The organism is Pseudescherichia sp. L3, from assembly GCF_024656065.1.
GTDB lineage: Bacteria > Pseudomonadota > Gammaproteobacteria > Enterobacterales > Enterobacteriaceae > Pseudescherichia.
On sequence record NZ_JANKYC010000001.1, the window covers coordinates 337667 to 353526 of the forward strand.

Here is a 15860-nt window from a genome sequence, read left to right on the forward strand (position 1 = left end):
AAAGCGCCGAACAGGCGCTTTTTCGTGTGGTGCTTAGCGGAGGGCTGTCCCAGGAACCAGGATTTCCGTGGCAACGATCACCACAATTAAGCCTACCAGAACCGGTACCGAGGTGCGCTTTACCACCTCGAAGGGGGAGATTTTTGCCATCCCCGCCACGGCAACCACCACGCCGGAGACTGGGGATATGGTGCGTCCGAGGTTAGAGGCCTGCAGCATGGGAATCGACAGGTAGGCCGGATTAATACCCGCCTCGCTGGCCAGCTTAGGGATCATCTCCACAAAGGCGTAGAAGGGCGCATTGCCCGAGCCGGTGGTCATCGCCGCCAGCATGGTCAGTGTCACCAGCACCAGCATCAGGATAATACTGGCCGAACCGAAGGAGGTGGCAATGGAGATCAGGCTCTGGATAAAGCCGATAGCGCTTAACCCCTGGGCAAAGACCCCGGCGGCAACCAGCAGGATCACCACTCCCGCAAAGGCGTCCGCCATCCCGCGATACGCCACCTCCAGCCCGGAGAAGACCCGCTGGGTATTGAAGCCGCGCAGAAATTCCAGTACCGCCGACAGCAGCATGCAGATCACCAGGATGGTAATGATGTGCAGCTCTGGCCCCCATTTGCCATCAAAGATCAGCACGCCAACGATGGGCGTAAAGGGCAGGATGGCGTAAAACGACGGTGCGCTGGTGGTGATATCATTCACGTCCAGCTTCTCCTGGGAGATATTCTCTTTTTTGTCCAGCCAGCGCTGCCAGAAGAAGTGGGCGATCGCCATCGCGATAATCGCGGCGATAGAGATCGGCAGCGTGGTTTTAAAGGCGAAGTCGATCAGCGGCATCTCTGCGGCCTTGGCCGCCAGCACCACGTCCCCGGAGGTAGGAGAGAGGATAATTGCCGCCGGTGAGGCACAGATAGCCGCCGCCGCGCCACGGCTGATGCCGACGTTGACCATGACCGGGAACAGGGTTGCCATCAGCAGCACCCCCAGACCCGTTGCCGAGGAGACCGCCAGCGACATCAGGCAGGCCACGAAGTAGGCCGCGATCATCAGGATATAGGGCGAGTTGATATAGCGCAGCGGTCTGGAGGCCAGCTTGACCACCATATCGTTTGCACCGATATGGGTCATATAGGCGGCAAACCCGCACAGCATCATGATCATCATGCCGAGATCGCCGCCGCGGCTCATCAGCAGGATCTTGATATACTCAACAATATCGGTAGCGCTGTAGCCGGTGCTGGAGGCACTCGACGGCAGAATTTTATGCCCCATCAGCGCGCTGGCAATCAGCAGCACCAGACCGCCCACAAAGAGCACGCCGGTCGCCGAGTAGCCTTTGATGATATAGCGCGCAACGCCAATAATCACTACCACGCCCAGCAGGAGTTCAATAAACGTTAACATGGTTCCCTCTCATCATTTAGGCATGCAATGTGCCCAACAGAAGCGAACCGGTAGCTGACTAAAATCAATAAATAGCTAATTAACCGCTCATAAATGCTTTAATTGTTAAGCTATCGCTGTCTATACTCGACAACCTCTCACTTTTTGTGGGTTTTTATGCACGCACCCTGGATTCGGCGGCTACGCTTTCTCAAACGGCATCTTCTGATGCTGTTGATCGCGTTCGGCTGGCTGCTGTTCCAGAGCCAGCTAGCGATTGCTTCCCACGACTGCACGCTGGATATGCAGGGTGAAAGCGCCATGCTCCAGCATGTGAACCATATGCAGATGCCGGAGATCGCAACGACCCACGCGTTTCAGGCTCCTCTGTGCGATAAGCACTGCGTGCCGGATGCAATGCAGAAGGATCCCGGACACGGATCGCTGGCGGCCTTGCCGGTGGATATCGCTCTTGCCATTAATTTACCCCCCTGCGTTGAGACGCCTTCTACCGCATGGTCGCTCACCCCACCCGCAGCAGGGCCGCCGGCAACGATCCGTTTTTGCCGGTTCCGCGAGTAGATACCTGTTAATTCGTTGAATTTACCCAATTTACGATTAACTGAGGTTCTACTATGTTCTCTTTTACATCCAGTACGCTCTCTGGCGTGCTGTTTATGCTGTTTGTCTCCGCCGCACAGGCGGAGTCGTATACCCTCACGCAAACCCTCGCCGCCGCCCAGCGCTACTCCGCTGAGCTCTCTGCCAGCCGTAACGAGGCGCAGGCCCTTAACGCCATGGCGGAATCTGCCCGCGAGCTGCCCGATCCCAGGCTGAAATTTGGTCTCGAAAACCTGCCGGTGCAGGGCAGTAACGATCGCCGCTTCACTCGGGAAGGAATGACCATGCAGCGCATCGGCGTGATGCAGCAGTACGTCAGCGCGGATAAGCGCGAGCGGAAAGCGCAAACCCTGCTGGCGGAGTCGCAAAGCGTTAATGCGCAGGCCCAGGCCATTCGTGCCGCACTGCAACGGGATACTGCCCAGGCGTGGCTGGATCTGGCTATTTCATCTCGCGCCCTTACGGCGGCCCGGCAGCTGCTGGCCGAAACCGCACGCCAGCAGAGCGTGCAAAAAGCCAGCGTAGGTGCAGGCAGCGCCGCGCCAGAGAGCGTGCTGGCGCTGCGCATCACCGAAAGCGCCATGCGCGATAACATCACCCTTGCCGAACGCGACGTGCAGATCGCGCAAACCCGCCTGTTCGAGCTTACCGGACGCACCATCACCACCGCTGCCGGAAAAATGCCTGCCTACCAGCGGCTTCCCGCAGAGGAGCAGGCATTGGAGGAGGGCGTCGCTCTGCATCCAGAGGTGCTGGCCGCCACGCGGGAGGCTAATACCGCAAAGGCCCGCTCCGCTGAATCTGCCATTGCGGCGATCCCAGACGTTGAGGTGGAGGTCTACTACGGACGCCGCTCGGAAGGCAATGACGATCTCGCGGGCGTAATGTTTACCGTCGATCTGCCGCTGTTCCAGGCGCACCGGCAGGACAAGGATCATGCCGCCGATCTCTCCCGCACGATGCAGGCCAACGATCGGCAAGCGCTGACCCAACGCCAGCACATTGCCCAGCTCCGCACCTTGATAGCCAACTACCGGGCGGCGCAGATCCGCTGGTCGCGTCAGCTGCACGACGTGGTCCCCCTGCTCAGGCAGCGTCTGACTCTGCTGGCAGCCCAGTACCGTGCCGGACAGTCCGACCTGTCGGCGCTGCTGGAGGCCCGGCGCAGCGTGCTGGATAGCGAACTGGCCGCCACCCAGGCGGAAAAAGAGATGGCGCGGACGTGGGCCGCGATCCACTGGCTGATTCCTGAGGAGCTGGCACAATGAAAAAGCGAGTGATTCTGTTTGTTCTTATAACAATGCTGGCCGCCGGGGCGGGCTATTTTGCTGGTCAACGTCCACAGGCTCCCGCAGCAGAGGCTCCTCCCGCCCGTAAGGTACTCTACTGGTACGATCCAATGGTGCCCGACCAGCGATTCGACAAGCCGGGCAAATCGCCCTTTATGGATATGGATCTGATGCCCCGCTATGCCGACGACGCACCGGAGGAGGCCGGCGTGGCGGTGAGCGGCCGCCAGCAGCAAAACCTCGGCATGACCACCGCTCAGGCACAGATGCGTGCGTTGACGCCTGCATTTTCTGCGTATGCCAGCGTGACCACCGACGAGCGCAGCATTCAGATTGTGCCTGCGCCCGCCTCGGGAGTAGTGGAGTCGCTTTACGTACGCGCTCCCCAGCAGTGGGTAAAGGCGGGCGATCCGCTGGCTCGCCTGTGGATCCCCGAGTGGACGGCAGCGCAGCAGGAGTACCTGGCCGTGCGCCAGCTGGGGGATGCCACCCTGACTCAGGCTGCCCGGGCGCGACTGGCCCTGCAGTTTATGCCCGACGCAATTGTGCGCGAGCTGGAGCGCAGCGGCAAACCGCAGACGCGGCTGACCCTGCACGCAACGCGTGACGGCTATGTTGTAAAGCTTGATGCGCGGGAGGGGGCGAGAGTAGAAGCGACGCAGCCCCTGTTTGAGCTGGCGAGCCTTGACCCCGTCTGGCTGGTGGTGGATTACGCACCAGCAGAGATGCAGATCCTGAGCGTGGGCAGCGAGATTACCGCCACTGCTGACGGTCTGCCCGGCGAGATGTTTCATGGCCGGGTGAGCGAGCTACTGCCGCAGCTGGAGACCGCCACCCGCACCCTGAAGGCGCGCATCGTGCTGGACAACCCGCAGCAAAAGCTGAAGCCTGGCATGTTTCTGACGGTAGCGCTGGCGGAGGGTGCTGCCCGTCCGCCGGTGCTGGCGGTGCCAGAGGAGGCGGTGATTGATACCGGTACCCAGACCCGACTGCTGCTGGCGACCGGTGAAGGCCACTTCCAGGCGGTTAAGGTGACGACCGGCCTCACCTCTGACGGCTGGACGCAGATCCTTTCCGGCGTGAAGGCTGGCGACAGCGTGGTGACCTCCGGCCAGTTCCTGATTGATTCCGAAGCCAGCCTGCGCAGTGCCCTGCCGCAGGCCACGGCGGAAGCGCCGCCGGTTGCTGACCCAGAGACAGAGCATCAGCATGACCACGCTATGCACGACGGGGAGGTGATGCCATGATCGCTGCCATCATTCGCGCCTCGCTGCGCAACCGCCTGCTGATCCTGCTTGCGGCGGTGGTCATGGCGGGCTGGGGGCTGTGGTCCCTCCAGCGCGCGCCGCTGGATGCGCTGCCCGATCTCTCTGACGTGCAGGTCATTGTACGGGCCAGCTACCCTGGCAAAGCACCGCAGATTATTGAGGATCAGATCACCTATCCGCTGACCACTACCATGCTCTCGGTGCCGGGAGCGAAAACGGTGCGCGGCTACTCCATGTTCGGCGATGCCTACGTCTACATCCTGTTTGAGGACGGGACGGATCTCTACTGGGCCCGATCACGGGTGCTGGAGTATTTAAGCCAGATCCAGGGACAGCTGCCTGCCGGTGTTAACGTCGGGCTGGGGCCGGATGCCACCGGCGTCGGCTGGATCTACGAATATGCCCTTGTCGATCGCAGCGGTAAGCATAGCCTTGCCGATCTGCGGGCGTTGCAGGACTGGACGCTTAAGTTTGAGCTGAAAACTGTCCCCAACGTGGCGGAGGTCGCCAGCGTCGGCGGCATGGTACGCCAGTATCAGGTCGTCCCCGATCCGATACGGATGCGGGCGCTGAATATTACCCACCAGCAAATAATTGATGCGGTGCAGGGGGCGAACCAGGAGAGCGGCGGCGCGCTGCTGGAGATGGGGGAGGCCGAGTATATGGTGCGCACCACCGGCTATCTTAAAAGCCTTGCTGATTTTCGCCAGATCGTCATCGACAGCCGTAGCGGCGTGCCCGTGCTGCTGGGCGACGTTGCCAGCATCCGCAATGGGCCGGAGATCCGTCGGGGCGTGGCGGAGTATAACGGCGAAGGCGAGGTGGCCGGGGGCATTATCGTCATGCGCTACGGTAAAAACGCGCTGGAGACCCTGCATGCGGTGAAAGATAAGCTGCGCGATCTCCAACGCAACTTGCCGGAAGGCGTGGAGATTGTTCCGGTTTACGATCGCTCGGGGCTGATAGAGCATGCCGTAGAGACCCTCAGCCATAAGCTGGTAGAGGAGTTTATTGTCGTCGCGCTGATCTGCACCCTGTTCCTGTTCCATTTCCGCTCGGCGCTGGTGGCCATCGTCTCGCTGCCGCTGGGCATCCTCGGGGCATTTATCATCATGCACTACCAGGGGATCAACGCCAACATCATGTCCCTGGGCGGCATCGCCATTGCTATCGGCGCGATGGTTGACGCTGCTATCGTGATGATCGAGAACATGCATAAGGTGCTGGAGCAGTGGCGGCACCAGCATGCGGGACGTCAGCCCGCGGGGGCGGACTACTGGCGGATCGCCGAGCAGGCGGCGGTGGAGGTGGGCCCGGCACTCTTCTGTAGTCTGCTGATCATCACCCTGTCGTTTATTCCGGTCTTCTCGCTTGAGGCGCAGGAGGGGCGGATGTTCTCTCCGCTGGCCTTCACCAAAACCTGGTCGATGGCGGTGGCGGCGGGGCTGGGGATCACCCTGGTGCCCGTGCTGATGGGCCTGTTTATTCGCGGACGTATCCCTGACGAGCAGGCCAACCCGCTCAACCGCTGGCTGATCCGGGCCTACGCGCCGCTGCTGGACAACGTGCTGGCGTGGCCGAAAACCACCCTGGCGCTGGCCCTCTTGCTGCTGCTGGCGACGCTCTGGCCGCTCAGCCGTCTCGGCAGCGAATTTATGCCGCCGATGGACGAGGGCGATCTGCTCTATATGCCCTCTACGCTGCCGGGGATCTCGGTCCGTGAGGCGTCAAGGCTGCTTCAGCAGACCGATCGGCTGATTAAAAGCGTGCCGGAGGTGGCGAGCGTCATGGGCAAGGCGGGCCGGGCGGAAACGGCTACCGATCCCGCACCGCTTACCATGATCGAAACCACCATCCGCTTTAAGCCGCGCGATCAATGGCGGGCAGGGATGACCCCGGCCAGGCTGGTAGAGGAGCTGGACAACATCGTCAGCGTGCCGGGGGTGGCCAACGTCTGGGTGCCGCCGATCCGCAACCGACTGGATATGCTGGCAACCGGGATCAAAAGCCCGGTGGGCATTAAGGTGAACGGTAATTCAATTGCCGATATCGAGAGGGTGGCGCAGCAGATTGAGCAGGTGGTAAAAACCGTGCCCGGCGTGACCTCAGCGCTGGCGGAGCGGTTGGCGGGCGGGCGCTATATTGATATCAACATCAACCGCCAGCAGGCAGCGCGCTATGGGGTTTCGGTAAAGGCGCTACAGTCGCTGGTGTCGACGCTGGTAGGCGGAGAAAACGTTGGTGAGGTGCTGGCCGGACGCGAGCGCTATCCGATCAATATTCGCTACCCGCGCGATCTGCGCGACAACGTGAGCAAGCTGCGTGCTCTGCCGGTGGTGACCGAAAACGGCAGCCAGGTGGCGCTGGGCGAGCTGGCGGATATCGTGGTCAGCGAGGGGCCGCCGATGCTGAAGAGCGAAAACGCACGCCTGTCGAACTGGATCTATGTCGATCTGCGCGGGCGCGATCTGAAGTCCGCCGTGGCCGAGATGCAGCAGCGGGTGATGGAGCAGGTCACGCTGCCGCAGGGGGTAACGCTCTCCTGGTCCGGGCAGTTTGAGTACCTTGAGCGAGCGACGGCGACGTTAAAAATGGTTCTGCCGGTGACGCTGGCGATTATTTTTGTTCTGCTCTATCTCACTTTTAAGCGGGTGACCGATGCGCTGCTGATCATGGGCACGCTGCCCTTTGCCTTGATCGGCGGCGTCTGGCTACTCTGGCTGCTGGGATATAACCTGTCGGTGGCGGGGGCAGTAGGGTTTATTGCCCTGGCGGGGGTGGCCGCCGAGTTTGGCGTCATCATGGTGCTCTACCTTAACCAGGCGCTGGCCCGGCATGGTATCTATGCCGGAAAGGCTGAGCATCAGCTGTTGATGCAGGCGATCCACGAGGGGGCAGTGCTGCGCGTACGGCCCAAGGTGATGACCGTTGCTACCATCATGGCGGGGCTGCTGCCAATCATGTGGGGAGACGGCACCGGCGGGGAAGTGATGCGGCGAATTGCCGCGCCGATGATAGGCGGCATGCTTACTGCGCCCCTGCTGTCGATGTTTGTCGTCCCGGCGCTCTACTTTTTAATGCATCGCACTTCCGCGTTGAAAAAACAGCAAATATTGCAGCTGGATAAAAAAAGATAGCGACATTTATCACTTTTTAACGAATATCGACTGGACAAAAGTCATGACAATTGTTGTACTGATACCCGACACAGCATTTGTGTCGTTTTTCATGTAAAGGTAATTTTGATGTCTAAGATTAAAGGTAACGTTAAGTGGTTTAATGAGTCCAAAGGATTCGGTTTCATTACTCCGGAAGATGGCAGCAAAGACGTGTTCGTACACTTCTCTGCAATCCAGAGCAATGGTTTCAAAACTCTGGCTGAAGGTCAGCGCGTAGAGTTTGAAATCACTAACGGTGCCAAAGGCCCTTCTGCTGCTAACGTAATGCCTATCTAAGTTAGCGATAAGACAGAACTCTAAAACCCGCTGAAAAGCGGGTTTTTTTTCGTCTGAACTCCTGCATAACGCCTGATGGCGCTACGCTTATCAGGCCTACCATGAGGGTCCTGTAACATTTACTACTGCGCGTGCGTGGCAGAGACCAGCCAAAAGGCCAGCGCCGTCATGGCAAACGAGCCCAGCAGGTTCACCGCGACATTCAGCAACGCCCAGCCTGCGCGTCCATCCTGCAACAGGAATACCACCTCAGCGGAAAATGTTGAGAAGGTGGTTAAGCCGCCGCAAAAGCCGGTAGTGATGAGCAGCTTCCATAGCGGATCGATATGTGTCATTCGGTTAAACCACGCCAGCCCCATTCCGATAATAAATGCTCCGGCCAGGTTAGCTGTCAGCGTGCCGATAGGGATCGCATGATGTAAGGGATTAAGCTTCATACCGAGAAACCAGCGCAGCACGCTGCCGGTCCCGCCGCCGATAAAAACCGCAAAAAACAGTTGTATCACCGCCAATTCCTGCTATTTGATGTGTCAGGTCGCTAAGTTTAACGCAACGGACAGAGGGGCGAGAAGATGATTGTGGCAGCGGGACAGTTTGTAGTGACGCCGGAGTGGGAGAATAATGCCCGGACCTGCGTCGCGCTGATGGCGCAGGCGGCAAAGCAGGGGGCCGCGCTGCTGGTGCTGCCCGAGGCGCTGCTGGCCCGCAGCGACAGCGATCCGGGCCTCTCGGTGGCATCGGCCCAGCCGCTGGACGGGGGCTTTTTGACGCAGCTGCGGGCAGAAAGCCGGAAGAACGCGATGACCACGGTGCTGACTATCCATGTGCCGTCTACCGAAGGCAGGGCGGTAAATACCCTGGTCGTACTGCGGGCAGGGCATATCATTGCCCGCTACGCCAAGCTGCATCTCTACGATGCCTTCAGCATCCTTGAGTCGAGCCGGGTGGATGCAGGCAGTGCTATCCCCCCGCTGATTGAGGTGGCGGGCATCAAGATTGGGCTGATGACCTGTTACGATCTGCGCTTTCCTGAGCTGGCGCTAACTCTGGCCTTGCAGGGTGCCGATCTGCTGGTGCTGCCCGCGGCATGGGTACGTGGGCCGTTGAAGGAGCATCACTGGGCAACGCTGCTGGCGGCACGGGCGCTGGATACCACCTGCTACCTGGTGGCCGCTGGCGAGTGCGGGAATAAAAACATTGGCCAGAGCCGCATTGTCGATCCACAGGGCGTCACCGTCGCGGCTGCGGCCCAGGAGGCGCAGCTGATTTTCGGCGAAGTGAGCGCCGCACGCGTGCAGGAGACGCGGGAGAAATTGCCGGTGCTGCGCAATCGCCGCTTTGTCCCCCCACAGTTATTGTGATGTTTTTTTAAACAACACTTGATTCACCTTGTTACAGATTGCTATTGTGTGCGCGCGCCGAATGTCCGTTAATAGGTCAGGTTTCCACGGCGCATTTCGCAGCCTGTTTTCAGTAAAGAAGGTATTTATGGGTGAGATTAGTATTACTAAGCTGCTGGTAGTGGCCGCACTGGTTGTTTTGCTGTTTGGGACGAAGAAGTTACGTACCCTCGGCGGTGACCTTGGCGCAGCCATTAAAGGCTTTAAGAAAGCGATGAATGACGATGACACCAGCGCGAAAAAGAGCGCCGACGGTGACATCGCGGCAGAGAAGCTCTCTCACAAAGAGTAATGGCAATGCCGGATGGCTTGCGATAAAAAAAACCGGCGCACAGGCCGGTTTTTTATTGCGATAGTGTAAGCAGTTATTGCTGAACTATTTTACTTCGATCCCTTTTGCCTGCAAATCAGCATGGTAAGAGGAGCGCACAAACGGGCCGCAGGCCGCGTGGGTGAAGCCCATCGCCAGCGCTTCGGCTTTCATCTCATCAAACTCTTCTGGGCTGACATAACGCTGTACCGGCAGGTGGTGACGGCTTGGCTGCAGATACTGGCCGAGGGTCAGCATGGTCACACCGTGGCGGCGCAGGTCGCGCATGACATCAACGATCTCTTCATTGGTCTCGCCCAGGCCAACCATCAGGCCGGATTTGGTCGGGACATCCGGATGCGCCTCTTTAAAGCGCTCCAGCAGCTTCAGGGACCAGTTATAGTCCGCGCCTGGACGTACCTTGCGGTAGATACGCGGCACGTTCTCCAGGTTGTGGTTAAAGACGTCTGGTGGCGTGGCGGAGAGGATATCCAGCGCACGATCCATACGGCCACGGAAGTCAGGAACCAGGGTCTCAATGCGGATGCTCGGGCTTTTCTCGCGAATAGCGCTGATGCAGTCGGCAAAGTGCTGAGCGCCACCGTCACGCAGATCGTCGCGGTCAACGGAAGTGATCACCACATAGCGCAGCGCCATATCGGCAATAGTTTGCGCCAGCTTCACCGGCTCGTTGGCATCAGGCGCGACCGGGCGACCGTGGGCAACGTCACAGAACGGGCAGCGGCGGGTACAAATAGCACCCAGGATCATGAAGGTCGCCGTACCGTGATTGAAACACTCCGCCAGGTTCGGGCAGGACGCCTCTTCACAGACAGAATGCAGGCCGTTTTTACGCATGGCCGCTTTAATACCCTGGATGCGGGAGGAGTCTGCCGGCAGTTTGATCTTCATCCACTCCGGTTTTCTTAACAGGGCTTCGCGCTCTGTTACCACGTTTTTAACCGGGATAAGGGCCATTTTATCGGCATCGCGGTATTTAACACCGCGTTCCATCACAATGGGTTTACTCATAGCGTGCGTGTTCCAGTTGCGAATAACGAAGGGAGCGTTTCAATTCAAGGGAATGTTGTACTTCTCAACTATTTTTGAATCAGCCGGGCGGCAGTATATCATCTCTGGAGGCGATAAAGCAGCCTACCGGCCCGGCAAATTGTAAAATAGTTGTTGTTTTGTGCCCTATGTCCAGCCATCGTCGGGCATCAGCCCTGGCGGCTATTCCTTCTCAAAGGCATTTCGAATCACGCTAATAACGTTCTCCAGCACCGGATCGCGCAGGCTTAACTTGTTATAATAGAGGGAAACCTCTACCGTGGCGGTGTGCAACGGTGGGAAATCGATTTCCGTCAAAGGCCAACAGGAGTTAAAGAAGCTGAACAGGCGTGACGGCATCAGGCCCAGCATGTCGCTGTGGCTAATGAGTGCCGCGATTGTAAACATATTGTAACTGCTAAAGCTTACTGGCTGCTCCGGAAAGAGCTCTCGCACCTTCTGTCGCATGGTGCTCATGCTTTGCCCCTCCAGCATAAGCAGCGTATGTTCATACTGGCTCAGCGTCTCTTCCGTCAGCGGCTGCTGCAGGCAGGGGTGGTCTTTCCGACAGATCAGTATCAGCCGGTCGTGATATAAAACGTGGTGGTTAAGCGTCCGGGTACCCGTAACATGCGTATCGATGATCAGATCCGTCTGGAACTGGCCGAGCTGATTCTCCGCGTCCAGAATGGGAATATTACGGATCAGCAGGTGCGGATGCGCCGCCTTGATCGCCTTGTAGATGGGCGGGATCAGCAGGGTGCCTAGAGAGGGAGGCGTGCCGATAGTAATGGTACGCTGTTTATCATAGCTGCCGGTAAGATCCAGTGCGCCAAGAATCGACTCCAGTCCAAGGCTGACGTATTCATGCAAATGCGTAGCATACGCCGTAGGCGTGACTCCCTGACCTTTACGGATAAACAGGGGATCGGGAAAGATGGCGCGTAGTTTCTGGATAGACTGGCTAATCGCTGATGGCGTCAGGTTAAGCACCTTCGCCGCGTTGACAATACCTTTGTGAACATATACGGCTTCAAAGATCGTCAATAAATTGAGATCGATATTGCGCAGCGTACGGAAGATTTGGGGTTTATCCTCTTCGCGACGCTCGGCTATTCGTTTATTCGACAGATCGTTATCATCCACGCTCAAACTCCATATCCATTCACATTATGAATGATAGTTGAAATTATATTCTTGTGTCATTAATGTACCCACATACCGCGTGGATACGCGCATTCCATTGTATTTCAACAAGTTAATAATAAAGCAGGCCGTTTTATCGCCTGCCAAAGGGTCACCTGGCGACGTAGCATGTCCGGTGTCACCTAAATTACCCTTTAGTAACAGGGGCATGAACGACAGGATCGGTGTTTTTATTGGGAGGGTCAATGAGATTTTTAGACCGCCGATAAAAAAGTTATCGGCGGATATAGGATATATTTTCAGCTAATATATTGATGTGCGGGATTATTTAGCAGCGTGAGTAAGTTTGCAATAAGTCGCGGGGCAAGCGTAGCCGGCGTTGCTGCGTTAATCCATTCGCTGACCTGAGCCATCTCCATGCCCGCATAGCCGCAGGGGTTAATCCGCCGGAACGGCGCAAGATCCATGGCGATGTTGAGCGCCAGGCCATGAAACGAACAGCCTTTGCGGATCCGCAGACCCAGCGAGCAGATCTTCTTCTCACCAACGTACACCCCAGGCGCATCCGCACGCGGATGGGCATCAATATCCAGTTCGGCCAGTGTGTTTACCACGGTCTGCTCAAGCACGGTCACCAGCTCACGCACGCCCAGCTTGCGGCGTTTAAGATCCAGCAGCACATACATGACCTGCTGGCCAGGACCGTGATAGGTCACCTGACCACCGCGATCGCTCTGAATAACGGGAATATCACCGGGCATCAGCAGATGCTCCGCTTTACCGGCCTGTCCCTGGGTGAACACTGGCTCGTGTTCGACCAGCCACACCTCATCGGGGGTGTTGGCATCACGGTTATCGGTAAAGGTGTGCATCGCCTCGGAAACTGGCGCGTAAGGTTGCAAGCCCAGATGGCGGATAAGGATCGTATCCTGAAGCAAAACAGCATCTCCAGAGGAGAACAAAAGGTAGGGGGAGTATATCACAAGGAGGGTGTTCCCCGGCCAGCGCCGGGCAACACGTCAGCAGATTGGCGCGGGACGGTTACAGCACCATACGAACGATTTCGATATTGCCGAGCTCTTCGTACAGCGTTTCGACCTGCTCAATGTGCGTGGCGGTGATGGTGATAGAGACCGAGTGGTAGTTGCCTTTGCTGCTCGGTTTTACCTGCGGAGAGTAATCACCTGGCGCATGGCGCTGTACCACTTCCACCACCTGATCAACCAGCTCAGGTTTCGCCAGACCCATCACTTTGTAGGTAAAGGAGGTCGGGAATTCAAGCAGTTCGTTAAGTTTGGTTTTCATGTCAGCTCCGGCGTTAAAAAAGAACAACTCCCGCCAGGGGCGGGAGTGTTTAAGATGCATAGTATATGGGGATGGAAATCACACTTTCAAGTGTCTATTTTTTAACCAAACCAGTGGTGGAACATCAGCTTGATATAGTCGATGATTTTGCCGAAGAAATTCCCCTCTGGGATCTCCTGCAGAACCACCAGCGGACGCTGCTCAATGGTTTTGCCATCAAGCTGGAAGTTGATGGTGCCCACGACCTGGTTTTTTGCCAGCGGGGCATGCAGCTCGCTGTTGCTCAGCACATAGCTGGCCTTCAGATCCTTCATCCGGCCGCGCGGAATGGTCAGATAGACGTCTTTATCGACACCCAGCGAGGCACGATCGCTGTCGCCAAACCACGCTGGCTCAGAGGCAAACTCTTTGCCTGCTTTGATCGGGTTAACGGTTTCAAAGAAACGGAAGCCCCAGGTCAGCAGCTTTTTACTTTCAGCTTCACGGCCTTTGAAGGTGCGGCCACCCATTACGGCGGAGATCAGGCGCATCTGGCCTTCGGTTGCCGACGCCACCAGGTTGTAGCCCGCCTTGTCGGTATGACCGGTTTTGATTCCGTCAACGTTCAGGCTGTTATCCCACAGCAGGCCGTTGCGGTTGGTCTGGCGAATACCGTTGAAGGTGAACTCTTTCTCTTTGTAGATGGTGTACTCGTTCGGTACATCGCGGATCAGCGCCTGGCCGATCATCGCCATATCACGCGCGGAGCTGAACTGACCATCAGCATCAAGACCGTGCACCGTCTGGAAGTGGGAGTTTTTCAGCCCCAGCGCGGTCACGTAGCTGTTCATCAGGCCAACAAAGGCGTCCTGGCTACCGGCGACATAGTCAGCCATTGCCACGCAGGCGTCGTTGCCGGACTGCAGGTTGATACCACGGATCAGCTGGGATACCGGCACCTGCATGCCAGGCTTCAGGAACATCAGCGATGAGCCTTTAAAGACCGGGTTGCCGGTAGCCCAGGCATCGTTGCCGATGGTGACCAGGTCCGTCTCTTTGAATTTACCCGCTTTCATGGCCTGGCCGATGACGTAGCTGGTCATCATTTTGGTCAGGCTGGCCGGATCGCGTCGCGCGTCGGCGTTCTGTTCCGCCAGCACTTTGCCAGAGTTGTAGTCGATCAGGATATACGACTCTGCGTCAATTTGCGGAACGCCCGGGATCATGGTCTTGATGTTCAGATCATCAGCATGGGCAGCGGAGAGCGTGGCGGCGGCCAGCGCGGTGGTGAGCGCCAGGCGCTTCACGAAACGAACGGAAAAAGTGGTCTTCATGGTCAGAACAACGACATCCGTGATGAAATTAAAAAAAGTGCCTTACTATAGCAAAAGCTATACAGGCAGGCATCTGACTTTCAGCATGACTTTGTGACTGAAATTGACACAAACTGACAAAGCCAGACGCCCGATGAAGCGCTTACTGCGCGCTGGTGATAAATGATTGCAGCTGCGCTTCGCTCTGCAAACGCTGCTGGAGCGCGCTGGCATCGGCTTTGCTGCTGAACGGGCCAAGCTGGATACGCCAGACTGCACCATTCTGCGTTACGCGACCCGGCACGTCGAACTGCTGGACCAGACGCTGCTGATACTGTTCGGCGCGCGCTTTATCGCTTACGGCACCCACCTGCACAACGTAACCACCGGCGGTGGCCGCAGGCGCTGCTGGGGCAGGGGTAGCCGCTGTCGGCGCGCTACCCTGAACGGAGCCAGGGGCGGTCACCGGTGCCGCTGTTGCAGGGGCAGCAACGACGGGGGCAGCCGCGGGGGCCGGGGCAGTGACGGTCGGCTGCGGCTGTACTGGCGCAGCGGGTTCGTTGCTCTCCAGTACGCCAGACGCCAGCGTGGTTGGTGCGCCGAGGAAGCCGCTGCCGCCAACCGGTGCGCCAGCCGCGCCATCGCTTTGCAGCGTGTCGTTACTGATAGGGCGAACCTCTGCCGCAGGCTGGGCAGGCTGCGGCGTGGAAGAGGCGCTGCCCATGCCGCCGCTCAGATCGGGACGATCGGGCAGGGCATAAGTCTGCTGGGCAATGGTGGTACACACCGTGCCCGGACCTGAGAACGACCCGTCCTGAGAGACAATAATCGGATCGATCCGCACTTTAGTGTTGTTGGAGTTGTTCAGCCTGTCGGCCGCGGCGCGGGAGAGGGAGATCACCCGGTCGTTGCCGTAGGGGCCGCGATCGTTGATGCGCACTACCACCATCCGGCCGTTAGACAGGTTGGTAATACGCGCGTAGCTGGGGATCGGCAGCGTCGGGTGGGCCGCCGTCAGCTGCATCGGATCAAAAGCTTCGCCGGAAGCGGTCAGGTTACTGCCTGGCTCGGCATCGTAGATAGCGGCGAGACCGGCCTGGGTAAAGCGCGAGGTATCCTGCACAATCTTGTAGGATTTTCCATCACGCTCGTAGTCCTGATTCGCCGAGGGGTTCAGCGGCTCGTAGCGTGGTTCGGCCCCGCCGATCTCCACGGTCGGGCCGTTACAGACCGCAGGCTGCGGCGCAGCGGCAGTGGGCTGCTGGCTCTCGTCGTTACTTGAACACGCTGTCAGTAATCCTGCTGCTACGCAAACTGCAAGGCAAAGCTTCCGCATTG

General features: G+C 58.2%; 15 protein-coding genes. 7 read left to right on the forward strand and 8 right to left on the reverse strand.

The features are described 5' to 3' along the window. Positions 1 to 33: 33 nt before the first annotated feature. Positions 34 to 1407 carry an anaerobic C4-dicarboxylate transporter DcuC gene (gene dcuC / locus NR795_RS01660; protein ID WP_257756864.1) on the reverse strand — a complete coding sequence of 458 codons (1374 nt, stop codon included), beginning with the start codon at positions 1405 to 1407 and terminating at the stop codon, positions 34 to 36. Positions 1408 to 1614: 207 nt separating this feature from the next. Between dcuC and NR795_RS01665 the strand changes: the two genes are divergently transcribed. The 5 genes from NR795_RS01665 to cspE all read left to right on the forward strand — a co-directional run bounded on the left by NR795_RS01665 (position 1615) and on the right by cspE (position 8019). Beyond that, positions 1615 to 1968, forward strand: coding sequence for a hypothetical protein (locus NR795_RS01665; protein ID WP_308219165.1), 354 nt, complete (start codon positions 1615 to 1617; stop codon positions 1966 to 1968). A gap of 53 nt (positions 1969 to 2021) precedes the next feature. Then, a complete protein-coding gene (locus tag NR795_RS01670) occupies positions 2022 to 3275 on the forward strand; it encodes a TolC family protein (RefSeq protein ID WP_257756866.1) in 1254 nt (417 codons plus the stop codon). Further along, a complete protein-coding gene (locus tag NR795_RS01675; RefSeq protein ID WP_257756867.1) occupies positions 3272 to 4543 on the forward strand; it encodes an efflux RND transporter periplasmic adaptor subunit in 1272 nt (423 codons plus the stop codon). Before NR795_RS01670 ends, NR795_RS01675 begins: the two co-directional genes overlap by 4 nt. After that, on the forward strand, positions 4540 to 7701 hold the full coding sequence (locus NR795_RS01680) for an efflux RND transporter permease subunit (RefSeq protein ID WP_257756868.1): 3162 nt from the start codon (positions 4540 to 4542) through the stop codon (positions 7699 to 7701). The genes NR795_RS01675 and NR795_RS01680 overlap by 4 nt, the downstream gene beginning before the upstream one ends. 108 nt (positions 7702 to 7809) lie before the next feature. Then, on the forward strand, positions 7810 to 8019 hold the full coding sequence (gene cspE, locus NR795_RS01685) for a transcription antiterminator/RNA stability regulator CspE (protein WP_004100146.1): 210 nt from the start codon (positions 7810 to 7812) through the stop codon (positions 8017 to 8019). A 122-nt stretch (positions 8020 to 8141) separates the two neighbouring features. On the opposite strand, the gene crcB is transcribed toward cspE, so the two are convergent. Beyond that, complete coding sequence (gene crcB / locus NR795_RS01690; RefSeq protein WP_238083696.1) at positions 8142 to 8525, reverse strand: fluoride efflux transporter CrcB; 384 nt, start codon at positions 8523 to 8525, stop codon at positions 8142 to 8144. Between the two features lie 66 nt (positions 8526 to 8591). Between crcB and NR795_RS01695 the strand changes: the two genes are divergently transcribed. Together NR795_RS01695 and tatE are read left to right on the forward strand one after the other, a co-directional pair. Beyond that, complete coding sequence (locus tag NR795_RS01695) at positions 8592 to 9380, forward strand: deaminated glutathione amidase (RefSeq protein ID WP_257756871.1); 789 nt, start codon at positions 8592 to 8594, stop codon at positions 9378 to 9380. 127 nt (positions 9381 to 9507) lie between these two features. After that, entirely contained in the window at positions 9508 to 9711 is a 204-nt protein-coding gene (gene tatE / locus NR795_RS01700) for a twin-arginine translocase subunit TatE (RefSeq protein ID WP_042392018.1), read from the forward strand. Positions 9712 to 9795: 84 nt separating this feature from the next. On the opposite strand, the gene lipA is transcribed toward tatE, so the two are convergent. From lipA to rlpA, 6 genes are all read right to left on the reverse strand, one after another. Then, positions 9796 to 10761, reverse strand: coding sequence for a lipoyl synthase (gene lipA, locus NR795_RS01705; protein WP_257756874.1), 966 nt, complete (start codon positions 10759 to 10761; stop codon positions 9796 to 9798). A gap of 201 nt (positions 10762 to 10962) precedes the next feature. Continuing rightward, on the reverse strand, positions 10963 to 11925 hold the full coding sequence (locus NR795_RS01710) for a YbeF family transcriptional regulator (RefSeq protein ID WP_144813692.1): 963 nt from the start codon (positions 11923 to 11925) through the stop codon (positions 10963 to 10965). A 299-nt stretch (positions 11926 to 12224) separates the two neighbouring features. Beyond that, on the reverse strand, positions 12225 to 12863 hold the full coding sequence (gene lipB, locus NR795_RS01715) for a lipoyl(octanoyl) transferase LipB (protein ID WP_257756876.1): 639 nt from the start codon (positions 12861 to 12863) through the stop codon (positions 12225 to 12227). 103 nt (positions 12864 to 12966) lie between these two features. Further along, positions 12967 to 13230: a DUF493 family protein YbeD gene (gene ybeD, locus NR795_RS01720; protein ID WP_013367141.1), complete on the reverse strand. Its 264-nt coding sequence runs from the start codon at positions 13228 to 13230 to the stop codon at positions 12967 to 12969. Positions 13231 to 13331: 101 nt separating this feature from the next. Beyond that, positions 13332 to 14543 carry a D-alanyl-D-alanine carboxypeptidase DacA gene (dacA, locus tag NR795_RS01725; protein WP_257756878.1) on the reverse strand — a complete coding sequence of 404 codons (1212 nt, stop codon included), beginning with the start codon at positions 14541 to 14543 and terminating at the stop codon, positions 13332 to 13334. A gap of 142 nt (positions 14544 to 14685) precedes the next feature. Continuing rightward, positions 14686 to 15858 (reverse strand): endolytic peptidoglycan transglycosylase RlpA, encoded by a 1173-nt coding sequence (rlpA, locus tag NR795_RS01730; RefSeq protein WP_257756879.1) that lies wholly within the window; start codon positions 15856 to 15858, stop codon positions 14686 to 14688. Positions 15859 to 15860 lie beyond the last annotated feature (2 nt).